Raw genomic sequence first — 24,857 nt, forward strand, 5'->3', positions numbered from 1 at the left:
CCACACGTACCCATCCCGAACACGACCGTTAAGCCCTCTAGCGCCGATGGTACTTGGACCGCAGGGTCCTGGGAGAGTAGGACGCCGCCAAGCAAAGAACCACTGCCGATGTTATTCGGTGGTGGTTTTTATTTGCGTTTTTTTACTATAATTTATAGGTGCAACCATTTTAATACACGAAAAAGTTATACCCTGAGAGATGCATGGGCATCTCTTGTTTGACTTTGTTCCGTTCCTCTGACACACTCATAAATGGATACATACATCACGTATCAGGCCATGATTTGAAAGATATCATAACTTAGAGAACGGGGTGCAGGACGACATGGAAATTCAGAAATTAACCGTAGATGATTTTGAGCCAGCTATGGCACTTTCCGAGTATGCTTTTCAAGTGGTAATGAGTGAAGAACAAATGGAGAAGCGACGGAGTCAATTTGATTCACAGGATATATGGGGTGTATTTGAGGAAGGACAATTGGGTGCCAAACTTCACATTATTCCTTTTCAAACCTATATTCACGGAAGATCGTTCGAGATGGGCGGTATTGCTGGTGTAGCTACATGGCCAGAATATAGACGCAAAGGCTGGGTAGCTGGGCTATTGAAGCATGCGCTGGAGGAAATGAACCGTAACAAACAAAGTATATCGTTTTTGCATCCGTTTTCTTTTGCATTTTATCGGAGATATGGATGGGAGACGTATGTTGAGTTTAAACGATATAAAGTGCCTACAGCTCATCTGCCTGCGAAAAAGGCAACCCCTGGAACAATTCGTCGTGGCGATCCGGGACTCAGTATATTAAAGGAAGTATACAGTGCGTACGCTGAACGCTATAACGGAACCTTGATCCGAGATGATGCGAGATGGGAGAATTCAGTTCTTTCTAATGGAGCCAGCCAGAAGGCTGTATATTATGATGAAGCTGGTAAAGCACAGGGCTATGTTTTATATGAGGTTAAGGAAAGAAAGTTTACCATTAAAGAGATCATTTATCTGAATGAAGAAGCAAGACAAGGTTTGTGGACCTTTATTGCCAACCATGATTCCATGATTGAAGAAGTTACTTTACAGGCACCAGCTAGTGATATGCTTGCATTTCAATTGGATAATCCGCGGATTCAGCAGGAAATTGTACCTTACTTCATGGCACGTATTGTGAGTGTAGAACAATTTATTTCACAGTATCCTTTTGCGAGCCCAGACTCACCAGTACAGATTAATCTCCAGGTAGAGGATGCCCACGCACCATGGAATGAAGGGGTATGGCAGTTGAATGTGGCGATGAACGGTACAGCTTCGATTTGGAAAACTTCTGAATCGGCAGCTAAAAATCAGACTGTTAAAGTAGATATTCAGGCGCTCACCGCAATACTGATGGGGTATCGTAGGCCCACAGAGATGGCTCGAATAGGTAGAATTGAAGGACCGAATGGAGCGATTAAGGCTCTGGAGCAAGCGATTCCTGTTAGGGAAACGTATTTACTTGATTTTTTCTGATCCTCATAGAGTAACTAGAATTCCAGGATCAATTTCATAGACTTAACTTGTATAGCATTGCGTTGCTATTGTGAGACAAATGGACTTCTCCAGCTCTTTTGGAGAGGTTTTTTTGTGTCAGCCGAATATTTCGTGTGAAATCGTAAAAAATGAATAGTGCTCCCTCTTGGCAAAACCACAAAATATGCTATAATGTATATAAAGTCAAAGAAAGTCAAAGTCAACTAAAGGTTAAATACTTACGTAGCTTTCTTTCTGCAATCCGGTGGTGGGAGTCATATTAAAGGTAGTACACATCAGCGGATAAAAGCAATATTAAAGGACCTTCGAGCGTCCTTCGCTCTCCTGTTAAAGACCGTTGAAGATCAGTTTCGCTGTTTCCTTGATTGGTTAAATGGGTTGAGAAGGTGTACTCTGTAGGGGCGTGTGGGTCCTTATTGACTTAACGTTTCAGACAGTGGAGGATGAGTGGATGCGTAATATCTCTGATATTATCGAACAATATCTGAAGAGTATTTTGCATGAAAGTCCCGAAGGATTGGTCGAAATTCAACGTAATGATCTGGCTGATCAATTTTCATGTGTGCCTTCCCAGATTAATTATGTCATCAGCACCCGATTTACACTCGAAAAAGGTTACCTTGTAGAGAGTAAACGTGGCGGCGGCGGTTATGTTCGCATACAGCGGATTGATTTGCCGGCTCACTCGGCTCTGCATAACCATTTGCACCATAGTATTGGAGATGAGATAGGGCAGACAGCTGCCGAAGGTCTGATCTACCAGCTGGAAGAAGCACGTTTCTTGAGCAAAAGGGAAGCCGGGTTGATGCGGGCAGCTGTATCGAGAGAGATTATATTGGTCAAACTTCCTTACCGGGATCAAATTCGTGCCAGAATGTTAAAGGCGATGTTAATATCTTTGCTCGGTAAATGAAAACTATCGGGATCAAGGGGGTACATCATTGTGCTGTGCCAAGAATGCAACAAACGTCCGGCAACACTCCATTTCACGAAGATCGTGAACGGAGAGAAGACGGAATTCCATATTTGTGAGTCATGTGCTCGTGAAAAAGGGGAAATGATTCCCGGAACATCCAACGGATTTTCCATTCACAACTTATTGTCCGGGTTACTTGATTTTGAACCCTCAGGCAAGAATGGCAGTGCGGGAGCAACACCTGCGCAATCCCTTCGTTGTGAAGAATGCGGCATGACCTATTCACAGTTTAGCAAAATCGGCCGCTTTGGCTGTAGTTCTTGTTATAAATATTTTGACAGTCGTTTGGACCCGCTATTCAAACGGGTTCATGGCAGCACTTCCCACGTGGGTAAAGTGCCTGCACGAGCTGGTGGCCGCATCAAGGTCAAAAGACAGATTGCTGATCTGAAACGGGATCTTCAGGAGAGCATTACGCAAGAGGAGTTTGAAGAAGCCGCTCAAATTCGTGATCAGATCAGGAAACTTGAAAAAGAAATAGCTCAGGAGTAAAGTTTGTGATGAGTAGGAGGGATGCGTAATGCCTAATCTTCGTTTTACAGAGAAGGCGCTCAGCGACTGGATGCGCAGTGATGCGGCTGATTCCGAAATCGTCATTAGCAGCCGGGTCCGGATCGCACGCAACCTGCAGCATTATCCGTTTCCGATGCTGGCTTCCAATGAGCAATCGGAAGAAGTGCTGAATAAGCTGAGCGAAGTACTTCAATACGATGACGTTCATGCCTTTGGAGATTTTCATACCCTGGATCTGATTGATATCGATGACCTTGACAAACGGGTGCTGGTAGAGAAACATCTGATCAGTCCTAGTCTTGCGAACGAATCCAGAAATGGTGCTGTTATTCTCAGTGAGGATGAATCTGTCAGTATTATGATTAATGAAGAGGATCATCTTCGTATCCAGTGCCTCTATCCGGGGTTCCAGGTGAAAGAAGCCTGGGAGAAAGCTTCCGCCATAGATGATGCTTTTGAAGCGCATGTGGATTATGCTTTTGATGACCGCAGAGGATATTTAACCAGCTGTCCTACGAATGTAGGTACAGGTGTAAGAGCATCTGTCATGATGCATCTGCCCGCTCTGGTGATGACACAGCAGATTGGCCGCATTCTAACCGCAGTCTCCCAAGTCGGACTGACTGTACGGGGAATTTACGGTGAAGGCAGTGAGGCGATGGGTAACCTGTTCCAGATCTCGAACCAGATCACACTGGGGCAGACGGAACAAGAAGTCATTGATAACCTGCACAGTGTTGTGTTACAGATGATTGGGCATGAGCGTACCGCCAGAGAACGGTTAATTACCGACTCCAGATTGCGGATTACCGACAGGGTTATGCGTTCTTACGGCATTCTGTCCCATGCAGCCATCGTCGATTCGAAGGAAGCTGCACAGCGTCTGTCTGATGTTCGACTTGGTGTAGATCTCGGCTTGTTGGACGGCTTGTCCATAACCGTGATGAACGAGTTGAATGTGATGACGCAGCCGGGCTTTTTGCAGAAAACATTTGGGGAAGACATGCGGACAGATGAGCGTGACATATATCGGGCTCAGTTGATTCGTGATACGATCAGTGCAGCCAATCAATCTTAGGTTGTTCAAGAGTTGGTTATAAAGGTTTCACGCCGCATCTGCGGCTTTTATATAATAGAGCATTTTCTATAAATGCTGAATGATTTTATTCGCAGCACGGCTGCAGAAAAAAATGATATAAGAACACGGTGGGATCAATAGCCCCCGTTTTATCCAAAACCATGGAGGTGCAGGAGATATGATGTTTGGAAGATTTACGGAACGGGCCCAAAAGGTGCTCGCATTGGCGCAGGAAGAAGCTGTCCGTCTAGGTCATAATAACATCGGTACAGAGCACATTTTGCTCGGCCTCATTCGTGAAGGCGAAGGCATCGCAGCCAAAGCGCTGATCGGCCTGGGACTCGGATTGGAAAAAATTCAAGATGAAGTAGAAACGCTGATTGGCCGTGGCCAAGAGCAACCTACGAACATTGCATATACGCCTCGTGCGAAAAAAGTGATTGAACTTTCTATGGATGAAGCTCGCAAATTGGGCCATACCTATGTAGGTACAGAGCATATCCTGCTCGGATTGATTCGAGAAGGCGAAGGGGTTGCGGCACGTGTGCTGAACAACCTGGGTATTAGCTTGAACAAGGCACGTCAACAAGTGCTGCAACTGCTTGGTAGCAGTGAAGCCGTGTCCAGTCATAACGGTACGCCTGCCAATGTCAGCACACCAACACTGGACAGTTTGGCACGTGACCTTACGGCCTATGCCAGAGAGAACAACCTGGACCCCGTGATTGGACGTAGTAAAGAAATCGAACGTGTGATTCAGGTGCTGAGCCGTCGTACTAAGAATAACCCGGTACTGATCGGTGAGCCAGGTGTAGGTAAAACGGCCATCGCTGAAGGACTCGCACAAAAAATCATCGCCAACGAAATTCCGGAGACTTTGCGTGACAAACGTGTCATGACATTGGATATGGGTTCCGTTGTTGCGGGTACAAAATATCGTGGTGAATTCGAAGATCGTCTGAAAAAAATTATGGATGAAATTCGTCAAGCCGGTAACATTGTTTTGTTCATTGATGAATTGCACACCCTGATTGGTGCAGGCGGAGCGGAAGGCGCAATTGATGCTTCGAACATTTTGAAACCGGCTCTGGCCCGTGGAGAATTGCAGTGCATCGGTGCAACAACACTGGATGAATACCGCAAATATATCGAGAAGGATGCTGCTCTGGAGCGTCGTTTCCAACCTATTACGGTGGATCAGCCTTCTCCAGAAGAAGCGATTCAGATTTTACATGGCTTGCGTGACCGTTACGAAGCGCATCACCGGGTGAAAATTACGGATGAAGCGATTGTACAGGCGGTTAAACTGTCTGACCGATACATTACAGACCGTTTCCTGCCGGACAAAGCAATTGACCTGATTGATGAGGCGGGTTCCAAAGTAAGATTGAATTCTTACACCATCCCACCAAACCTCAAACAATTGGAAAGCCGTCTCGATGATATCCGCAAGGAAAAAGACGCAGCGGTTCAAAGCCAAGAGTTCGAAAAAGCAGCAGCACTGCGTGACACGGAACAAAAAATTCGTGAAGAGCTGGATGTAACAAAGAATCAATGGAAAGAAAAACAAGGTCGCACGGATTCTGAAGTGACGCCTGAGGATATCGCGCAAGTGGTAGCCAACTGGACTGGAATTCCGGTGAACAAGTTGAAAGAAGAAGAAACACAACGCTTGATGAACCTGGAGTCTATTCTTCATGAACGTGTCATCGGCCAAGATGAGGCTGTGAAGTCCGTCAGTCGTGCAGTTCGTCGTGCTCGTGCCGGATTGAAAGATCCGAAACGGCCGATGGGTTCATTTATCTTCCTGGGTCCTACAGGGGTAGGTAAAACCGAGCTGGCTCGTGCTCTTGCAGAAGCCATGTTCGGGGATGAAAATGCAGTCATCCGGATTGATATGTCCGAGTATGGCGAGAAGCATTCCACTTCAAGACTCGTCGGAGCGCCTCCGGGATATGTGGGATATGAAGAAGGTGGACAGTTGACAGAGAAAGTTCGTCGCAAACCTTACTCTGTCGTCCTGCTGGATGAAATCGAGAAAGCACATCCTGAAGTATTCAACATCTTGCTGCAAGTGCTTGAGGATGGTCGTCTGACCGACTCCAAAGGTCGCGTCGTGGACTTCCGGAATACGTTGATTATTTTGACATCCAATGTGGGTGCAGAAGCGATCAAACGTAACTCTACACTGGGCTTTACAGCAGTAGTGGATGCAGGTGCGGATTACGATAACATGAAGGGTAAAGTGATGGATGAGCTGAAGAAAAGCTTCCGTCCTGAGTTCCTTAACCGGATTGATGAAATTATCGTGTTCCATTCTCTTGAAGAAAAACACATTGCTGAGATTGTTACACTGATGAGTGAAGAGCTTCGTAAACGTCTGAATGAATACGAGGTCGACTTCGAGCTCACAGACAATGCCAAGGCTTTCCTTGCCAAAGCAGGCTTCGATCCAGCCTATGGTGCTCGTCCGCTTCGTCGGGCGATCCAGAAGCATATTGAAGACAAATTGTCTGAAGAGTTGCTCACGGGTAATGTGACTAAAGGTGATTCGTTGCTCATCGATGAAGAGAATGGAGCATTGTCTGTAACTAAAAAAGACGTTGTTGTTCCTTCCACTGAGGAAATCGAAACGAAATAAGTAACACTCAACTAGTGACATAACTACTGAGTCTGATGTATAAAACAAAATCCTTCCTGGCTTTAGTCGGGAAGGATTTTTTTGTGTTTATGTGCCAGTCAGAGACCCAGAGCTGTTGTTTATCAGAAAATAAACTTTGAAGTGCTACGAACATGTGTAAAGTTTGCGATAATCCTTTACGAAAAATCTCAAACAATGGTAAACTTTTATTAACCCTGCATGTCAGGGAGTTTAGGGCAAAATTCGTCGAAAAATGCAAAATGCTGTTATAAAATAAATCCTAGGAGTGCTGAAGTGGCCAAAGTTAAAACCAAGTTTCAGTGTACGGAATGCGGCTATGAAGCCCCCAAATGGTACGGCAAATGTCCGGGTTGTCAGTCTTGGAATTCAATGGTGGAAGAAACCGAAACGGTGGTCAAAACACAAGGGAGAAATTCCCCTCTCTTTGAGAGTAAAGATAAGCCACTTCCCATCATAGATATAGATAGCGGTCAGGAACCGCGTGTACAGACTGGAATTGAAGAGCTGAACCGGGTTTTGGGCGGCGGAATTGTTCCAGGATCTCTCGTTCTGGTGGGCGGAGACCCCGGAATCGGAAAATCAACATTGATGTTGCAAACATCTCATGCTTTGACTCACTCAGGTTTGCGTGTGTTATATGTCTCAGGTGAGGAATCAGTTAAGCAAACGAAATTGCGGGCTGACCGTCTGGGTGCGCTGTCTCCTGAGTTATATGTACTATGTGAGACCAATATGGAGCGGGTAGAGGAAGCGGTAGAGCAGATCCAGCCGCATTTTCTAGTCATCGACTCTATTCAGACCGTATATCTGCCAGAAGTCACCAGTGCACCCGGCAGTGTAGCTCAGGTAAGGGAATGTACCTCACGGTTCATGCGAATCGCCAAAGGGCGAGGCATTGCAACCGTACTTGTGGGGCATGTTACGAAAGAAGGCGCCATTGCAGGTCCACGTATGTTAGAACATATGGTGGACTGTGTTCTTTATTTTGAAGGAGAGCGGCATCATACGTATCGCCTTTTACGTGCGGTCAAGAACCGTTTTGGTTCTACCAATGAGATCGGCATTTTTGAAATGGGCGAAGATGGACTTCGTGAGGTGGGCAACCCTTCTGAGCTCTTTTTGTCAGAGCGTCCACTGGGTGTGGCTGGTTCTACGGTAGTTGCCAGCATGGAGGGCACACGTCCTCTGCTTGTGGAATTGCAGGCATTGATTTCAACCACACATTTCCCTTCTCCGCGGCGTATGGCAACAGGGGTAGATCTCCATCGATTAAACCTGATTATTGCGGTACTGGAGAAACGGATGGGCATGTTCTTGCAAACACAGGATGCTTATCTGAACGTAGCTGGTGGTGTGAGATTAGATGAGCCAGCAGTAGACTTGGCAGTTGCGATCAGCATCGCATCTAGTTTGAGGGACGTACCGACCAAGCCGGATGACGTCATCTTTGGGGAAATCGGCTTGACGGGTGAGGTTCGGGCCGTTTCACGGGCTGAACAACGTGTGAAAGAAGCTCAAAAACTGGGCTTCAAGCGTGTCATTTTACCAGAAAAAAGCTTAAAGGGCTGGAAACATCCTCGCGGGATACAACTGATCGGTGTGAATACCGTGGCAGATGCACTAGCGGTTGCTTTAGATTAGGGGGCATAATAAGATGAAAGATTCGAGCCAACTGGATAATATGAACGAATTGTTAAGGCTGATCGCACCAGGTACACCTTTCCGCGAAGGTCTGGAGAACGTGCTGCGCGCCAAGACGGGTGCACTGCTGGTTGTAGGATACAGCCCTGAAGTAATGGAAGTAGTGGATGGAGGATTCTCGATTAACTGTGATTTCTCCCCGAACTATCTGTATGAACTCGCGAAGATGGACGGTGCCATTATCCTTAGCGAGGATTTAAAGCGTATCCTATATGCCAATACTCAGCTTATTCCTGACTCATCCATTTCTTCATCTGAGACGGGGATCCGTCACCGGACGGCTGAGCGTGTGGCGAAACAAACAGGGAAATTAGTCGTATCTATATCGCAGCGCCGGAATATTATCACCTTATATCAAGGAACACTACGGTATTCCCTCAAGGAAATCGGGGTTATTTTGACCAAGGCGAATCAAGCGATTCAAACCTTGGAAAAATACAAAGCTGTCTTGACACAGTCCCTTACGAATCTAAGCGCCTCCGAGTTCGAGGAACTGGTGACGATTCCTGAGGTGGTCAACGTCATTCAGCGTACGGAAATGGTTATGCGCATCAAAACGGAAATCAAACGTTACATTCATGAACTCGGCAATGAGGGACGTCTGATCTCTATGCAGATGGAGGAACTCGTCGGTACAACGGAAGAAGAAGCTTGGCTGCTGTATAAGGACTATGCCCGTGATGACAGTGATGACAAAATCCGTGACATTATCGTTGGCCTGAAAAGGTTGTCAGACGATGAATTGCTGGATGCACATCATATCGTACGTCTGCTGGGATACCCTTCGTCAGCGGCTACGTCCGAAGATTCGGTTGCACCTCGCGGATATCGGGTATTAAATAAGATCCCCCGCTTGCCGAATGTCATCATCCATAACCTGGTGGATCAGTTCGAACAATTGCCTCATGTCATCATGGCTACAATTGAAGAGCTGGACGAAGTGGACGGGATTGGAGAGGTACGCGCCCGAACCATTAAGGAAGGTCTCAAGCGTTTGCAGGAGCAGATGTTTATTGACAGACAAATGTAAGGGTTTGCCTATAACGGCTTGAAAATAATGAGGTGAAACAACGATGTTAACCAGATTCATTCCGAATCTCTTTACCTTGGGTAATCTGTTTCTTGGAATGATGGCAATCCTGCTTGCAATTGATGGGAAATATAGTTTGGCTGCCATTCTGGTCATTATTGCGATGTTGCTGGATGGCCTGGATGGCCGTGTAGCACGTGCACTCAATGCCCAGAGTGAGTTTGGCAAAGAGCTGGATTCTTTGTCTGACATGGTTTCATTTGGTGCAGCTCCTGCCCTGATTATATTCATGGTCTCGTTTCAGGACGCGACTCCGGTGCTCGCCTGGATCTCAACCGCAAGCTTTCCAATTTGCGGGGCTATCCGGCTTGCCCGGTTTAACGTTCGCCCCGGTATCCCCGGGTACTTTACAGGTTTGCCGATTCCAGCAGCCGGAGGGGTACTGGCTACACTGTCCCTGTTTAATAAGGATATCGGTCCCGTGAGTATGATGATTGCGACGTTGCTGTTATCGTATCTGATGGTAAGTTCGCTGAAATATCCCAATTTCAAAAAGGTTGGTCTGCCGCGTAAAGCGATCTGGATTGCACCTTGGGTCATCGTCTTCGCGGTAGTGGTGGCGGTCATGTTTCCAGAACAATTGTCCAAATTGATCTTTATTCCACTTGTGTTATACGCTCTATATGGGATGAAGCATAATATGCGGACGGCAGCCTCACGTAACCGAGCCAAAAAGCGTAAAGAAGAGAAGTCTTCCCGTCCTTCTGATCGTTAGGCAATCCAGTATTGTGTAAAATACAAAGAAAGCACGTACACTCCTCAACAGGAGAATACGTGCTTATTTTTGTTTTTCAAATCTATACGGTAACTTAACCATTTGCAACGAACTACGTATCGTTTACGACAAATTGAACATCCCTAACGTCGAACATTTCTGTGACTCGTGATTTACGACCTCTTCCATGTTGATGTCCAGCAGATTGCAGAGAGCCGACATATAAAACAGGTTTCGCCCCAGTTCAGAGCTGATTACCTCTTTACAATTCTCGCACAATTCACCTTCCACATGCGTTTCCAGCAGGCCTTTTGATTGAGCAATATCACTCTCAGGGGCATATTTCTGCTTGGTGGCGTGCAGCTCAATGCAGCCGCATTCGGTAATGGCCTTGGACACGGCACGGTTGACAGAGGCGCCAGCTTGTCCCGTTTTGGACAGTACATCAATCAGACTGCGATGACGCAGCAACAGCTCCGAAACTTGATCCTGAAAAGCCTGTAAACTTAGCGTACTCATTTTTGCTACTCACCTCGGGATATGAATTGAATTCATTATATGCCAATAATTTACCTTCTTTCAACTGACGATTGCAACATTTCCAAAAAGTTCTTCAAAAGCGGGATTAGCAATCTGGGAATTGGATCATACTGGATATAAAGATGAAGATATATTGAAGGAGGTGCAGGGACTTATGTGGAAAAAAGGCATTTTAACTTTTACAGGATTGTGCGGTGCATGGTTCGGCTACACGGCATATCATCTGGCAGGAAAATCCGTCCCTTGGATGGCTGAATGGATTCAGTCAGCAGGATTACTGGGGGCTGGGGTATCAACCCTACTAGGTGCTGTGTTGTTTATGTCCGTGTGTAACATCGGTGGAACATTAATGGCAACCAGACTGCATAATGGTATTGATTCTTTGGCCAAAGTACCGATGAATGAATTGGCTGCAGGTGCGGCGGGTACAGTTGCAGGACTGCTGGTGGCCTTGCTGTTATATCCTTGTGTGGCATGGCTGGGAACGGCGGGAGAGGTGCTGCAGGTGGCGCTGACGGTCGTAAGTAGCTATACAGGCTACATGCTTGCCATGGCGAAGAAAGACGATCTGGGGGCCTTCTGGATGTCAGGGCGCTGGGGTCATCCCGAGATGGACGAGGACAGACGGATGGAAGAGCACAAAATTTTGGATACCAGTGTCATTATCGATGGTCGCATCGCAGATATATGCAAAACCGGATTTATCGAGGGCACAATTGTTATCCCGGAATTCGTTCTGGAGGAATTGCAACATATTGCTGATTCATCAGACTTGCTCAAGCGGAACAGAGGACGGCGCGGGCTTGATATTCTGAATAAAATTCAGAAGGAATTGGACGTCAAAGTGCTCATCTACGAAGGGGATTTTGAGGAGATTTCGGAAGTGGACAGCAAGCTGGTCAAGCTCGCCAAGGTCCTTCAGGGCAAAGTGGTCACTAACGACTTCAACCTGAACAAGGTCTGTGAACTGCAAGGCGTATCCGTACTAAACATCAATGATCTCGCCAATGCCGTTAAGCCAGTGGTATTGCCAGGTGAGGAGATTATGGTGCAGATTATTAAGGATGGTAAGGAACACGGTCAAGGTGTTGCCTATCTGGATGATGGCACGATGATCGTGGTGGAAGGCGGACGCGAGTATATCGGCATGATGATGGAAGTGCTGGTGACCAGTGTGCTGCAGACATCAGCGGGACGAATGATTTTTGCCAAGCCGAAACTGTTGGAAAAAGCCCAATAAAGCGGTATGATGGGTAGTGTATCGTTAGAGCTTATAATATAACTGTATTATATCTCCGAACGATAAACTGACAGACAAGGCAGGGATTGCGGCATGGATAAAGGGTGGGGTGTTGTCATTGTGGCGGCAGGTCGGGGTACCCGGATGGGAACAGCCGAGAGTAAGCAGTTTCTGCTGCTGCAGGACAAGCCCGTTTTCATACATACGCTTGAAGTGTTTGCGGCTATGGACGAGGTCAGCGAAATGGTGCTGGTCACGGGAGCTGCCGATGTTGAACGCTGCCACGATTGGGTAAAAGAATACCGACTGGAATCACGTGTCCGTGTCATCCCCGGAGGGAAAGAGAGACAGCATTCGGTCCACGAAGGCCTTAAGGCACTAGGGACAGATTGGGTCCTCGTTCACGACGGGGTACGTCCTTTTATAAACCGTGAGCAGATTATGGGGTGTATGAAGGCGGCCATGTCGGGTGGAGCAGCTGTACTTGCCGTTCCAGTGAAGGATACGATCAAACAAGTAAATGCGGATGGAATCGTAACAGCGACGCCGAACCGCAGCAGTCTGTGGAGCATTCAAACCCCGCAGGCTTTTCGTCTTTCTTCCCTGCTGATTGCGTACGAATCGGCGGACCGGGACGGATTTCTAGGAACGGATGACGCAATGCTGGCTGAACGCCAGGGAATGTCGGTCAAGGTTGTGGAAGGCAGTTATAAGAACATCAAATTAACGACGCCGGAAGATTTGGAATACGCCGCGTTTTTGCTCAAGGGAGAGAAGAAGCGATGATACGTGTAGGACAGGGATTCGATGTACATCAACTGGTAGAGGGACGCCCATGCATTATTGGCGGGGTAACGATCCCTTATGAAAAAGGACTGCTGGGTCACTCGGACGCAGACGTGCTGCTGCATGCCATCAGTGATGCCATTCTTGGTGCGCTTGCACTTGGGGATATTGGCAAACACTTCCCGGATACGGATCCGGAGTTCAAAGATGCTGATAGCCTGAAACTGCTGGAGCATGTCTGGCAGTTGGTGAAGGATCGTGGATACCGTCTGGGGAACATTGATTCAACCATTATTGCACAGAAACCGAAGATGGCACCTTATGTTCCGCAGATGGCCGAAGTTATTGCCAAGGCACTTGAAGCGGATGTAACTCAGGTGAATGTCAAAGCGACAACAACAGAGCAACTCGGATTCCCCGGACGGGGAGAGGGGATAGCTGCCCAATCGGTTGTTTGCCTTGTTCGCGTGTGATATTATCAACCAATTAGAGACGGAGGGGATATTATGAGCACCGAAGTTCGCGTGCGCTACGCGCCGAGTCCAACGGGACACCTGCATATCGGGAACGCCCGTACGGCGCTGTTTAACTATTTGTATGCCAAACATAATAACGGCAAATTCATTATTCGTATTGAGGATACGGACGTGAAACGCAACATTGCCGGTGGTGAGGAAAGCCAGCTGAAATACCTGAAATGGCTTGGAATCGAGTGGGACGAAAGTATTGATGTCGGCGGCGAGTACGGACCATACCGTCAGACGGAACGTTTGGACATCTATCGTAAATATACGCAGGAGCTGCTGGATAAAGGTCTGGCTTACCGCTGCTATTGCACGGAAGAAGAGCTGGAGCAAGAACGTGAGGAACAGACAGCACGTGGAGAAACTCCGCGTTATTCGGGTAAACACCGTGATCTGACACCGGAGCAACAGAGCGCATTTGAAGCGGAAGGCCGTGTGGCGAGTATTCGTTTCCGTGTACCGGAAGAACGCATCTATACGTTTGATGACATGGTCAAAGGAACAATCTCATTCAACAGCAAGGAATCCGGCGACTTCGTTATTGTGAAAAAAGACGGCATTCCTACGTACAACTATGCAGTTGCTGTCGATGATCACCTGATGAAAATCTCCCACGTCCTGCGTGGCGAAGATCACATCTCTAACACACCGCGTCAACTGATGATTTATGAAGCGCTTGGCTGGGAGCCACCGCAATTCGGTCATATGACGTTGATCGTGAATGAAAACCACAAAAAACTGAGTAAACGTGACGAATCCGTTATTCAGTTTATTGAACAATATGATCAACTCGGCTATCTGCCTGAAGCGATGTTTAACTTCATCTCCCTGCTTGGCTGGTCTCCTGAAGGAGAAGAAGAGATCTTCTCGCAGGAGCAGTTAATCTCCATTTTTGATACGAAGCGTCTGTCCAAGAGTCCGGCGGTATTTGATACCCACAAGCTCGCTCACTTGAACAACCACTACATCAAACATGCGGACCCGGATCGCATTGCCGAAATGGCGATTCCACATCTGCAAAAAGCGGGACGTATCGCTGCTGAGCTCTCACCTGAACAGAAAGAATGGGCATATACGCTTGTTCATCTCTACCAGGAGCAAATGAATTCTGCCTCCGATATCGTGGAATTGTCGGAAGTGTTCTTCCGTTCCCACCTGGAGCTGGAAAGTGAAGGGGCTGCTGTACTGGCTGAGGAGCAGGTGCCAACCGTTCTGAAGGCATTTGCTGATAAAGTGCAGGCTAGCGACGAATTTACACCAAGCAAGATGGCTGCGCTGATCAAAGAAGTTCAGAAAGAGACCGGATTTAAGGGTAAACAGCTGTTTATGCCGATCCGTGTAGCTCTGACAGGACAGACTCATGGCCGCGATTTGAACCAAACAATCGTACTGCTTGGCCGCAATACGGTCATTGATCGACTGCATGCTCAGGTAAAAGGCGCGTAAGTAACGCCCTTGTTTAGTCTACTTTGGACTTAAGAATGGAACTTCGTTTATACCGATATGAAGGAAGATTGTTGTCAGTCCATAACCTTTTCGCTATAATAGCAACACCAAGGTTAAATGGTATGATTTTATCATTCATCATAAAAACAGCAAAGACCGGGAGAAGTAGGCTGAACCGGACAGATTCAGAGAGGATGGTCCCGCAGTAAAGAACAAGATTCTTTGCTGAGGTGGCTGTGAGCCATCCGCTGTCCGCCAGTCGAAATGCACCCGTGAGCTGCATAGCCGAATCCGGCCCCGCCTCTTGTTTTGTAGGAGAGAGGAAAACGTCAGGATAGGTTGTGACGGTTGGTTCCCGTTACGGAACTGTTGAGGGTTCATACTTGTGCAAGGATATGAGGCGGCTATAACAGGCAGCCTAATGTTCTTGTATGTTAAGGCATGAACCGAGCAGAGTGGGACCGCGATAAACGCCTCTGCAGCTTACATAGCTGCAGGGGCGTTTTCTATTTAGGTCGAGTCGAAAGTACACTACCATGAGGGCCGCGCCGTCCGGTAAGCCGGAGGACGAAGACCTGAACAAGAGGGGAACGAGCATGTTCAAGAAGATCAGATCAGATATCCAGGCGGTGTTTGAAAACGATCCGGCGGCCCGGGGATGGTTTGAAGTTGTATTTACCTACTCGGGGCTGCATGCGATATGGGCGCACCGGGTGGCACACTTTTTATACAAGCGTAGATGGTTTTCTTTCGCCCGGTTCATTTCACAGGTCAGCCGTTTTATGACAGGTATCGAAATCCACCCTGGGGCTACGATCGGCAATCGGTTGTTTATTGACCATGGCATGGGCGTCGTGATTGGGGAAACGTGTGAAATTGGCGACGATGTTGTCATCTATCAGGGGGTCACACTTGGCGGAACGGGTAAAGAAAAAGGGAAGAGACATCCGACAATTGGCAATAATGTGGTTATCTCATCCGGAGCGAAGGTGCTAGGCTCATTCAGTGTGGGGGATCAATGTAATATTGGTGCAAACTCGGTTGTGCTGAAGGAAGTTCCTTCAAACAGCACCGTTGTAGGCATACCGGGCAGAATCGTGAAGCAGGATGGCCGCCGGGTGGACCGTCTGAATCAGCAGCTTCCCGATCCGGTCATCGATTCCCTGCGCACTATGCAGCAAGAAATCGAACGATTACGTGAAGAAGTGCGTACTCTGCAGAGTACGCGTGAAAGTGAGTTTTCCCGTGGTACAATAGAATAATGATGGAAACGGACGAAAGGAAAGTGACTATGACGCTTCAAATTTACAATACGATGAGTCGTACCAAAGAGAATTTTGTTCCCCAAGAACCGGGGAAAGTAAAAATGTATGTGTGCGGCCCGACGGTATATGATTACATTCATATCGGGAATGCACGTCCAGTTATTTTTTTCGACACGGTTCGCGGATATTTGGAACAGACCGGACATGAGGTGAACTATGTCGTAAACTTCACGGATGTCGATGACAAGCTCATTCGCAAAGCCGAGCAGCTTGGTACGGATGTTCCTCATGTTGCTGAGAAATTTATTGCAGCTTATTACGAGGACCTTGAGGGGCTGGGTATTCCAAAGGCAAGCAGTAACCCAAGAGTGACGGAAAACATGCCGCTCATTATTGATTTTATCCGTGAGCTGGTTGAAAAGGACTTCGCCTATGAAAATGGCGGTGACGTATATTATCGTACTGGCAAGTTTGCGGAGTACGGCAAACTTTCGAAGCAAAACCTTCAGGAATTACAGTTCGGAATTCGTATTGGTGTAGATGAGCGCAAAGAGCATCCGGAAGACTTTGTTCTTTGGAAAGCTGCGAAGCCGGGTGAGATTTTCTGGTCCAGTCCATGGGGCGATGGTCGTCCGGGCTGGCATATTGAGTGCTCAGCGATGGCACGGGAGTACCTGGGCGACACGTTGGATATTCACGGTGGTGGACAGGATTTGCAGTTCCCGCATCATGAGTGCGAATGCGCTCAATCCGAGGTGTTGACTGGAAAACCGCTGGCAAACTACTGGATGCATAACGGATTTATCCGGATTGATAATGAGAAAATGTCGAAATCACTCGGTAACGGCGTGCTTGTTAAAGACCTTCGCAATCAATATAAACGCGAAGCCATTCGTTATTTCATGTTGTCTACTCACTATCGCAATCCGTTAAACTTTACGGAAGATACGATGGAACAGGCACAGAATAGTGTTGACCGGATCGCCAATGCCGTAGGTAACCTTAATCATCGCTTGCAGGCTGTGAGCGTGGATCAGGCTGTGTCATCTGAGTTTGCAGCGAGACTGGAGCAGATTCGTCAGCAGTATCATGAGAAAATGCAGGACGACTTCAATACGCCTGATGCGATTACGGCAATGTTTGAGTGGGCTGGGGAAGCTAACCAACTGCTGCAGCAAGATGTGGTAAACGCTGCGGACATTCGCGCTCTGCTGGAATTGTTCAGTGAGCTTAATGCGGTGCTTCGTATCTATACCGAGGCTGAACCGGAGCTTTTGGACGAAGAAATTGAACGTCTAATTGAAGAACGTAACGAAGCACGCAAAACCAAAAACTGGGCGCGGGCTGATGAAATCCGGGATGAACTGTCTGCGCAGGGCATCTTGCTTGAGGATACGGCTCAAGGAATGAGATGGCGGCGCAAATGAGCGAGGAACAACTGAAAAAGTTGTCTGAATCCGTCGAGCATGCCGAGCAACGGGAGGAACAGCAGACAAATGAACGGTCTCTGAGCGTTGAACAGGGAGGATGGTTTCCTTATCCCCCCTCCCGGCCTACACGGTTGATTCCTCCCATCGCTCTCGCCTACATTGGTGATGCGGTATATGAGGTAGCCGTACGACAGTATCTGCTGTCCAAGGCCAACATGCGTCCCAACCATTTGCACCGTAGTGCAACCAGTTTGGTATCGGCGAAGGCTCAGAGCCGCATTCTCACTGGTATTGAGGCTGAGCTGACCGAAGAAGAACGTGACATTGTCAGACAAGGTCGTAATGCCAAGTCTGGCAGTATTCCCAAAAACGCAGACGTTTTGGAGTATAGACATGCCACGGCTCTGGAGTGTCTGATCGGTTACCTGTATAGCAGTGGTCGGCATGATCGCATGATTGAACTGATTCGCCGGGGCATTGAGCATGCGGAACAACATTCGCAATCACCGACAAAATAATATAAATTACAACAAAGCCGCTTCTGTAGGGTGCGCCGATTAGGGTGCAGTAAACCACAGGGCGTTATAGAGAGGATCGAACAAAGATGGAAGAAGAATGGATCGCCGGTAAGCACTCGGTAACGGAGGCGCTGCGTTCAGGCCGGACCATTAATAAAATATGGATTGCAGATACAGCGCAAAAACATTTGACGCAGCCTATTATCGCTGAAGCGAAAAAATTAGGTATTGTCATTCAGCACGTAGACAAGCGTAAACTGGATCAAACCGTGCCTGGCATTCAACACCAGGGTGTGGTGGCGCAAGCGGCTCCTTACGCTTATGTGGAGGTTGAAGACATTCTTGCTGCAGCCGCTGCAAAAAATGAACATCCATTTTTGATTTTGCTGGATGAGATCGAAGATCCACATAATCTTGGATCGATTTTGCGGACGGCCGACTGCACAGGTGCACATGGTGTCATTGTACCTAAACGGCGCTCAGCTGCAGTTACGGTGACTGTATCCAAAACATCAGCAGGTGCGGTGGAGTATGTGCCCGTGGCTCGTGTAAGCAATCTGGGTCAAACCATTGACCGTCTCAAGGAAGAGGGCGTATGGGTCGTAGGCACAGATGTTGCTGCTCAGGAGAGTGTGTTTGGTAACGGCGTCTTTACAGGCCCGGTAGCCCTCGTGATCGGAAACGAAAACAAGGGAATGGGACGACTCATTCGCGAGAAATGCGATGTGTTGATCAAATTGCCGATGCAAGGTCAGATTAATTCCCTGAATGCTTCCGTGGCAGCGGGTGTTGTCATGTATGAAGTGCTTCGCTCGCGCCAAGCGCAGGACTAGAAGATATGGCTGATTCCCGTGATGTACTTCTTGTAGACGGGTACAACATGATTGGTGACTGGCCGGAGCTATCCAGATTGGCGGAGAGCGGGTTGGAGGAGGCGCGCAACAGGCTTCTCTCCCGACTAGCCGACTATCAGGCATTCTCCGGCCGAAGAGTCATTGTTGTTTTTGACGCCTACCTCGTGCCTGGACTCGGTAAATCCTTTACACAGAGCAAAGTGCAGATCTTTTTTACAAAGGAAAAAGAGACGGCAGACGAATGCATTGAGAGACTCGTTCGGGAACTAAGCACGCGAAGACGCCAAATCTATGTGGCTACAAGCGATATGGTAGAGCAGCATGTCATTTTTGGACAAGGTGCTCTACGTGTATCCGCAAGGGAATTGCTGATCGAAGTAGAGCAGAACGAAAAAGAGTTACAGAAACGTTTGGAAGAAGATCAGGCTAAAGCAACGCGAAATACACTTGGCGGCAAGTTAAGTCCGGATGTTTTGAAGCAGTTTGAGCGATGGCGCCGGGAATAACAGCACGGTTTTACAAAAATTAGAATTTTGAAACTCTTGACAATTATGTTATTGATGTTCTTTTTTAGGCAGAGCGTGGTTGACGGTGTGAGGTACCATCATATATACTGATCCTATATTTCATAGAGTAGAGTAACGGGGTACCTTGCGTTGCAGCCGGAGGGATTGTCTGTGAGTGTCGACCTCAAAGATATCATGTTATCCAAGTATGATTACCAAAGTGACGAAGACATTGTCGAAGCGGTCCGTGAAGGTGAAAGCGAAGCGCTGGAGTTTTTGATTAACAAATATCGTAACTTTGTACGCGCCAAGGCAAGATCTTATTTTCTGATTGGGGCAGACCGGGAAGATATCATTCAAGAAGGAATGATTGGACTCTATAAATCCATTAGGGATTTCAAAGGGGACAAGCTCGCTTCTTTCAAAGCCTTTGCCGAGTTGTGTATTACACGACAGATTATTACGGCAATCAAGACAGCAACACGTCAGAAGCATATTCCGCTTAATTCTTATGTATCACTGGACAAACCTATTTATGACGAAGAGTCCGATCGTACGTTACTCGATGTGATTTGTGGAACACAGGTCAGCGATCCGGAAGAACTTATCATCAACCAGGAAGAGTTTGTGGGCCTGGAAGATAAGATGTCTGAGATTCTGAGTGATCTGGAACGTAAAGTATTGATGTTGTATCTGGACGGGAGATCTTATCAAGAGATTGCAGTGGATTTGGACAGACATGTGAAGTCCATTGATAATGCACTTCAGCGCGTGAAGCGTAAACTTGAAAAGTACCTGGAAGTTCGAGATAATTGAACACATGTTGTCGTTGACGGAAAAGGCTCGGGGTTTGAGTCTTTTTTTGCTGCCTCAAGTTTATAAAGTTAAAGAATGATTATACTAGTAATCGCTTGGTCCATGCAGGAGAAGAGAAAAACAGAGATGAGAAACTGAATATGTTTGATAGGAACTTTTTACCCATTGATGAAAGGCTATTCTTTCATTGACATGGTTATACCCTTATGATAAAGTGTTTTAGGTAGGCCTAAATTCGCGGCTTTTTTTTAGGATCAATTTAGAGACTCCGCTTGAATGTGGAAGTCTTCGGGAGGTGTACATCATGCGGGTAATTATTACTTTGGCTTGTACAAACTGCAAACAAAGAAATTACACTACGACAAAAAACAAGCGTAATCACCCCGACCGCATGGAGATGAAGAAATTTTGCAAGTTTTGTAACGAGCAGACTTCTCATCGCGAAACCAGATAGTTTTTTGGAGGTGTAGTCGGCGTGAAACGTAGTTTCAAATCTCTGATTTCCTTTTTCTCTGAAAGCTGGGCTGAACTTAAAAAAGTTCGCTGGCCTAATCGTAAAGAGCTGACCAACTACACATTGATCGTTCTTGGTACTGTTGTGGTTATGACGCTGTTTTTTTGGGTCATTGATATCGGCATCTCCGCTGTGATCGAAGCGATTATTTAAGAAGGGTCCCAGGTGGCTTGATATGGAAAAAAGATGGTACGTCGTTCATACCTATTCAGGGTATGAGAATAAGGTCAAAGCCAATTTGGAAAAACGCGTAGAGTCCATGGGCATGGAAGACAAGATTTTCCGCGTTCTTGTTCCTATGGAAGAAGAAGTGGTAAACAAAGACGGTAAGAAAAAAACCGTTATGCGTAAAGTTTACCCCGGATATGTCTTGGTGGAAATGGTCCAGACGGATGACTCTTGGTATGTTGTTCGCAACACACCAGGTGTTACGGGATTTGTCGGTTCGACAGGTTCCGGGTCCAAACCAACAGCCTTACTGCCTGAAGAAGTGGAACAAATTCTGAAGCACATGGGCATGGTTGAGCCGAAGCCTAAAATTGAATTCGATATTAAGGAATCCGTACGTATTAAAGTTGGTCCTTTTGCGAATTTTGTGGGCTCCGTGGAAGAAATCTTGGTAGACAAAAGCAAGTTGAAAGTGCACGTGAACATGTTTGGACGGGAAACACCGCTTGAGTTGGAATACACGCAAGTGGAGAAGATATAGTCTCTTCAAGTTTCTTGTGGGAGGGCTGAGAGGCCCGTTAACCACTATTTTGCAAGGAGGTGTCAATCATGGCAAAAAAGGTAATCAAAATGGTAAAACTGCAAATTCCAGCAGGTAAAGCGAATCCAGCGCCTCCGGTAGGTCCAGCTTTGGGTCAAGCAGGTGTCAACATCATGGCATTCTGTAAAGAGTTCAACGCTCGTACAGCCGATCAAGCGGGATTGATTATTCCTGTTGAAATCACAGTATTCGAAGACCGTTCCTTTACTTTCATTACTAAAACTCCACCAGCAGCAGTTCTGTTGAAAGTGGCAGCTAAAGTAGAAAAAGGATCCGGCGAACCGAACAAGAAAAAAGTCGCTACCGTTAAACGTGATGCGGTACGTCAAATCGCGGAACAAAAAATGCCTGACCTGAATGCTGCTGACGTTGAGTCTGCAATGCGTATGGTCGAAGGTACTGCCCGCAGCATGGGTATCACCATCGAAGACTAATTTTTCATCTGAAACATGGCTTCGTAAAGCCGGCCGATTCGCGGCCGGTTGATGTGGGAGGTATATCCGCTAACACCACAAAGGAGGAATATAACATGGCTAAACACGGTAAAAAATACCTGGAAGCTGCTAAGCTGATTGACAGCGAAGCAACTTACGAGCCTTCAGAAGCTGTAGAGCTTGTGAAAAAGGCAGCCACTGCAAAATTTGATGAAACTATCGAAGCAGCAGTACGCTTGGGCGTTGACCCACGTAAACAAGACCAGGCAGTACGTGGTGTTGTTGTCTTGCCACACGGCACAGGTAAAACACAACGCGTATTGGTATTTGCAAAAGGTGACAAAGCGAAAGAAGCGGAAGCGGCTGGCGCGGACTATGTTGGTGATGCAGACATGATCAACAAAATCCAACAAGGCTGGTTCGAATTCGACGTCTGCGTAGCGACACCGGACATGATGAGTGAAGTAGGTAAATTGGGCCGTCTGCTCGGCGGTAAAGGTCTGATGCCTAACCCTAAAGCCGGAACGGTAACTTTCGATGTATCCAAGGCTGTTCAAGAAATTAAAGCCGGTAAAATCGAATATCGTCTGGATCGTGCAGGTCAAATTCATGCACCGATCGGTAAAGCTTCATTCTCGGCAGAGCAATTAAATGAGAACCTTAAAGCTCTCATGGACGCTTTGACTCGTGCTAAACCGGCGGCAGCAAAAGGTGTTTATCTGAAGAATGTAAGTCTTTCTTCCACGATGGGCCCTGGCGCACGCGTGAACGCAGCTTCTTTTAGATAATATCACTTGACAGGCTTGTCCTGTTCTGATAATCTATAAAAGTTGTGAGTCCGAGTGACTGACCGTTGACATTTGAATATGCTTACCGTAGACAGTAGGTGCCATTTTGGCTTAATTTCCTGCCGAGGTGTGATTATAGAACTTAGAGCGATGAAAATCGGTTGTGAGTATATATCAAGCCTTCGTGATTCTACGGAGGCTTTTCTTAATGGGATAAATTTGATCAGGAGGTGTACAGTTTGGCAAACGCAAAAGTGATTCAAGCAAAACAAGAGTCCGTTGATGCAGTAACAGCAAAATTGCGCGAGAGCGCTACTAGTGTTGTTGTTGACTATCGCGGTTTGAACGTTGCCCAAGTAACTGAGCTGCGTAAGCAGCTTCGTGAAGCCGGAATCGAATTCCAAGTGCTGAAAAACTCGTTGCTTCGCCGCGCAGCAGCTGCAGCAGAACTGACAGAACTTAACGAAGTACTGACAGGTCCTAGCGCAATTGCATTCAGCGTAGACGACGTAGTGGCTCCAGCCAAAATTCTGAACGACTTCGCGAAAAAGAACGATGCACTGGAATTGAAAGGTGCAGTCGTAGAAGGTCGCGTAATTGGAGTAGAAGAAGTCAAAGCGTTGGCAGAATTGCCATCCCGCGAAGGTCTCCTTTCCATGCTCCTCAGCGTGCTTCAAGCGCCAGTGCGCAACTTCGCGCTTGCGGTTAAAGCTGTTGCTGAAAAAGAAGAACAAGGGGCGTAAGCAACTTGATCTGAATGCTGCCTAGGCAGTGGTGAATTACAAAAAAAATAATATTATATATGGAGGTTCAATCATGAGTAAAGAGCAAATCTTGGAAGCAATCAAAGGCATGACTGTACTGGAATTGAATGATCTCGTTAAAGCAATCGAAGAAGAATTCGGCGTAACTGCTGCAGCTCCAGTAGCTGTTGCAGGTGGCGGAGCTGCTGCAGCTGAAGCTGAGCAATCCGAGTTCGACGTAATCTTGACTAGCGCTGGTGCTTCCAAAATCAACGTTATCAAAGCAGTTCGCGAAATCACAGGTCTTGGCCTGAAAGAAGCGAAAGAAGTAGTTGACAATGCTCCAAAAGCATTGAAAGAAAAAGTTAGCAAAGAAGAAGCAGAAACGGTTAAAGCTAAGCTTGAAGAAGCAGGCGCTTCAATCGAAGTTAAATAATTTAGCTTTCATTAGCTAGATGAACAAAACAACAAACCCCTTGACTTATATCAAGGGGTTTGTTGCTGTAATTGTAAATGGAAAGTGAGTGAGGACATGTCCAATCATTATTATTCGGACAAACCGCAGGTGGCACATGACAGACGGGCTACAGAAGCGGAGCTACGCGGATGGAAATTACGACTCGTTACGGATGCAGGGGTATTTTCCAAAAACGGAATCGATTACGGCAGCAGAGTGTTGATTGATGCTATAGAGTTGCCTGCTGGAGCTCATGTACTGGATGTGGGCTGCGGGTATGGACCTATTGGTCTTACAGCAGCTAAACTTGTACCGGATGGACATGTCACCATGATCGATATCAATGAGAGAGCGGTTGAGCTTTCCAAGGAAAATGCAAAAGCGAACGGCATAACGAATGTAACGGTTATGCAAAGCAATCTTCTGGCTGAAGTTAAAAAGGAAGACTTTGACGCGGTTCTGACCAATCCCCCGATCCGTGCAGGTAAGGAAACCGTGCATACGATCTTTGAACAGGCATATCGTCATTTGAAGGTGGGCGGAGCGTTATGGATTGTCATTCAGAAAAAGCAGGGAGCACCTTCGGCAAAAGCGAAGCTGGAATCTCTTTTTGGACGAGTGGAGGAAGTAACGAAGGATAAAGGCTACCGAATTTTCAAAGCAGTAAAATTGGAAGAGGCGCCTTTAGGCTAATCCTGATTTGTAAAGTAAGCAGGGTAGCATTTTTTTTGCAATAGGACTATTGACTTGAAATTCGGTTCGTGGTATTATTGTAAAATGTCAGTATTAAGATGCCCTATTTGGCTTTAGCTATCTAAAAATGTCAACCTTTTTTACGCCGAACGGGCTTATTATGCCTACGTTTGGCGTATAATATGTACATTTTGGGCAAACTGGGGATATGTATGATTTGGAAAGACATCCGCCGATCAAAGTTGCTCTTTTTTCGAACGACATTCGAGTAAGGGCT

General features: G+C 46.9%; 27 protein-coding genes, 1 rRNA gene and 1 other annotated feature. Of the genes, 27 read left to right on the forward strand and 1 reads right to left on the reverse strand.

Annotation, left to right across the window (positions count from 1 at the left end; translation table 11 throughout):
• The 9 genes from rrf to pssA form a co-directional block, all read left to right on the forward strand.
• A 5S ribosomal RNA gene (gene rrf, locus BMW94_RS27880) occupies window positions 1–93 on the forward strand; the annotation flags it as partial.
• A 232-nt stretch (window positions 94–325) separates the two neighbouring features.
• Window positions 326–1,501, forward strand: a complete 1,176-nt coding sequence (locus BMW94_RS27885; protein ID WP_091001932.1) for a GNAT family N-acetyltransferase — start codon at window positions 326–328, stop codon at window positions 1,499–1,501.
• 472 nt (window positions 1,502–1,973) lie between these two features.
• Window positions 1,974–2,435: a CtsR family transcriptional regulator gene (locus BMW94_RS27890; RefSeq protein WP_091001933.1), complete on the forward strand. Its 462-nt coding sequence runs from the start codon at window positions 1,974–1,976 to the stop codon at window positions 2,433–2,435.
• 30 nt (window positions 2,436–2,465) lie between these two features.
• Complete coding sequence (locus BMW94_RS27895; RefSeq protein ID WP_091001934.1) at window positions 2,466–2,990, forward strand: protein-arginine kinase activator protein McsA; 525 nt, start codon at window positions 2,466–2,468, stop codon at window positions 2,988–2,990.
• A gap of 28 nt (window positions 2,991–3,018) precedes the next feature.
• Entirely contained in the window at window positions 3,019–4,089 is a 1,071-nt protein-coding gene (locus BMW94_RS27900; RefSeq protein WP_053779232.1) for a protein-arginine kinase McsB, read from the forward strand.
• Window positions 4,090–4,267: 178 nt separating this feature from the next.
• Window positions 4,268–6,730 carry an ATP-dependent protease ATP-binding subunit ClpC gene (gene clpC, locus BMW94_RS27905; protein WP_091001935.1) on the forward strand — a complete coding sequence of 821 codons (2,463 nt, stop codon included), beginning with the start codon at window positions 4,268–4,270 and terminating at the stop codon, window positions 6,728–6,730.
• Between the two features lie 294 nt (window positions 6,731–7,024).
• Window positions 7,025–8,392: a DNA repair protein RadA gene (radA, locus tag BMW94_RS27910; RefSeq protein ID WP_090905261.1), complete on the forward strand. Its 1,368-nt coding sequence runs from the start codon at window positions 7,025–7,027 to the stop codon at window positions 8,390–8,392.
• Between the two features lie 13 nt (window positions 8,393–8,405).
• On the forward strand, window positions 8,406–9,482 hold the full coding sequence (gene disA / locus BMW94_RS27915; protein WP_091001936.1) for a DNA integrity scanning diadenylate cyclase DisA: 1,077 nt from the start codon (window positions 8,406–8,408) through the stop codon (window positions 9,480–9,482).
• A gap of 43 nt (window positions 9,483–9,525) precedes the next feature.
• On the forward strand, window positions 9,526–10,257 hold the full coding sequence (gene pssA / locus BMW94_RS27920; protein WP_091001937.1) for a CDP-diacylglycerol--serine O-phosphatidyltransferase: 732 nt from the start codon (window positions 9,526–9,528) through the stop codon (window positions 10,255–10,257).
• A 123-nt stretch (window positions 10,258–10,380) separates the two neighbouring features.
• On the opposite strand, the gene BMW94_RS27925 is transcribed toward pssA, so the two are convergent.
• Window positions 10,381–10,776 (reverse strand): nucleoside triphosphate pyrophosphohydrolase family protein, encoded by a 396-nt coding sequence (locus BMW94_RS27925; protein WP_024633611.1) that lies wholly within the window; start codon window positions 10,774–10,776, stop codon window positions 10,381–10,383.
• A gap of 175 nt (window positions 10,777–10,951) precedes the next feature.
• On the opposite strand from BMW94_RS27925, the gene BMW94_RS27930 reads away from it, so the two are divergent.
• The 18 genes from BMW94_RS27930 to BMW94_RS28020 all read left to right on the forward strand — a co-directional run bounded on the left by BMW94_RS27930 (window position 10,952) and on the right by BMW94_RS28020 (window position 24,580).
• Window positions 10,952–12,037, forward strand: coding sequence for a PIN/TRAM domain-containing protein (locus BMW94_RS27930; RefSeq protein ID WP_091001938.1), 1,086 nt, complete (start codon window positions 10,952–10,954; stop codon window positions 12,035–12,037).
• Window positions 12,038–12,130: 93 nt separating this feature from the next.
• Window positions 12,131–12,823 carry a 2-C-methyl-D-erythritol 4-phosphate cytidylyltransferase gene (gene ispD, locus BMW94_RS27935; RefSeq protein ID WP_091001939.1) on the forward strand — a complete coding sequence of 231 codons (693 nt, stop codon included), beginning with the start codon at window positions 12,131–12,133 and terminating at the stop codon, window positions 12,821–12,823.
• The gene (gene ispF / locus BMW94_RS27940; protein ID WP_053779226.1) at window positions 12,820–13,296 is read left to right on the forward strand and encodes a 2-C-methyl-D-erythritol 2,4-cyclodiphosphate synthase; all 477 of its coding nucleotides are present in this window, start codon (window positions 12,820–12,822) and stop codon (window positions 13,294–13,296) included. The genes ispD and ispF overlap by 4 nt, the downstream gene beginning before the upstream one ends.
• Before the next feature lie 33 nt (window positions 13,297–13,329).
• Window positions 13,330–14,793: a glutamate--tRNA ligase gene (gltX, locus tag BMW94_RS27945; protein ID WP_091001940.1), complete on the forward strand. Its 1,464-nt coding sequence runs from the start codon at window positions 13,330–13,332 to the stop codon at window positions 14,791–14,793.
• Between the two features lie 596 nt (window positions 14,794–15,389).
• Window positions 15,390–16,055: a serine O-acetyltransferase gene (cysE, locus tag BMW94_RS27955; protein ID WP_063567438.1), complete on the forward strand. Its 666-nt coding sequence runs from the start codon at window positions 15,390–15,392 to the stop codon at window positions 16,053–16,055.
• A 29-nt stretch (window positions 16,056–16,084) separates the two neighbouring features.
• Window positions 16,085–17,485 carry a cysteine--tRNA ligase gene (cysS, locus tag BMW94_RS27960; RefSeq protein WP_091001942.1) on the forward strand — a complete coding sequence of 467 codons (1,401 nt, stop codon included), beginning with the start codon at window positions 16,085–16,087 and terminating at the stop codon, window positions 17,483–17,485.
• Complete coding sequence (locus BMW94_RS27965) at window positions 17,482–18,006, forward strand: Mini-ribonuclease 3 (protein WP_254790400.1); 525 nt, start codon at window positions 17,482–17,484, stop codon at window positions 18,004–18,006. The genes cysS and BMW94_RS27965 overlap by 4 nt, the downstream gene beginning before the upstream one ends.
• Window positions 18,007–18,092: 86 nt before the next feature.
• Entirely contained in the window at window positions 18,093–18,839 is a 747-nt protein-coding gene (gene rlmB, locus BMW94_RS27970; RefSeq protein WP_062329492.1) for a 23S rRNA (guanosine(2251)-2'-O)-methyltransferase RlmB, read from the forward strand.
• Window positions 18,840–18,844: 5 nt separating this feature from the next.
• Window positions 18,845–19,366 (forward strand): NYN domain-containing protein, encoded by a 522-nt coding sequence (locus BMW94_RS27975; protein ID WP_076292158.1) that lies wholly within the window; start codon window positions 18,845–18,847, stop codon window positions 19,364–19,366.
• A gap of 171 nt (window positions 19,367–19,537) precedes the next feature.
• Window positions 19,538–20,182, forward strand: coding sequence for an RNA polymerase sporulation sigma factor SigH (gene sigH / locus BMW94_RS27980; protein WP_024633601.1), 645 nt, complete (start codon window positions 19,538–19,540; stop codon window positions 20,180–20,182).
• A gap of 304 nt (window positions 20,183–20,486) precedes the next feature.
• On the forward strand, window positions 20,487–20,636 hold the full coding sequence (gene rpmG, locus BMW94_RS27985; RefSeq protein WP_072735843.1) for a 50S ribosomal protein L33: 150 nt from the start codon (window positions 20,487–20,489) through the stop codon (window positions 20,634–20,636).
• A gap of 21 nt (window positions 20,637–20,657) precedes the next feature.
• On the forward strand, window positions 20,658–20,849 hold the full coding sequence (secE, locus tag BMW94_RS27990; protein WP_053779219.1) for a preprotein translocase subunit SecE: 192 nt from the start codon (window positions 20,658–20,660) through the stop codon (window positions 20,847–20,849).
• Window positions 20,850–20,871: 22 nt separating this feature from the next.
• Window positions 20,872–21,405 (forward strand): transcription termination/antitermination protein NusG, encoded by a 534-nt coding sequence (gene nusG, locus BMW94_RS27995; protein ID WP_024633599.1) that lies wholly within the window; start codon window positions 20,872–20,874, stop codon window positions 21,403–21,405.
• 68 nt (window positions 21,406–21,473) lie between these two features.
• A complete protein-coding gene (rplK, locus tag BMW94_RS28000) occupies window positions 21,474–21,899 on the forward strand; it encodes a 50S ribosomal protein L11 (protein ID WP_024633598.1) in 426 nt (141 codons plus the stop codon).
• A 95-nt stretch (window positions 21,900–21,994) separates the two neighbouring features.
• The gene (rplA, locus tag BMW94_RS28005; RefSeq protein WP_024633597.1) at window positions 21,995–22,687 is read left to right on the forward strand and encodes a 50S ribosomal protein L1; all 693 of its coding nucleotides are present in this window, start codon (window positions 21,995–21,997) and stop codon (window positions 22,685–22,687) included.
• A gap of 67 nt (window positions 22,688–22,754) precedes the next feature.
• Window positions 22,755–22,903: a sequence feature (ribosomal protein L10 leader region), on the forward strand.
• Between the two features lie 23 nt (window positions 22,904–22,926).
• Window positions 22,927–23,430, forward strand: coding sequence for a 50S ribosomal protein L10 (gene rplJ, locus BMW94_RS28010; RefSeq protein WP_091001943.1), 504 nt, complete (start codon window positions 22,927–22,929; stop codon window positions 23,428–23,430).
• 73 nt (window positions 23,431–23,503) lie between these two features.
• Window positions 23,504–23,866, forward strand: a complete 363-nt coding sequence (gene rplL / locus BMW94_RS28015) for a 50S ribosomal protein L7/L12 (protein WP_024633595.1) — start codon at window positions 23,504–23,506, stop codon at window positions 23,864–23,866.
• Window positions 23,867–23,962: 96 nt separating this feature from the next.
• A complete protein-coding gene (locus tag BMW94_RS28020; protein WP_091001944.1) occupies window positions 23,963–24,580 on the forward strand; it encodes a class I SAM-dependent methyltransferase in 618 nt (205 codons plus the stop codon).
• Window positions 24,581–24,857 lie beyond the last annotated feature (277 nt).

Source organism: Paenibacillus sp. OK003, from assembly GCF_900109515.1.
GTDB classification, from domain to species: Bacteria; Bacillota; Bacilli; order Paenibacillales; family Paenibacillaceae; genus Paenibacillus; species Paenibacillus marchantiae.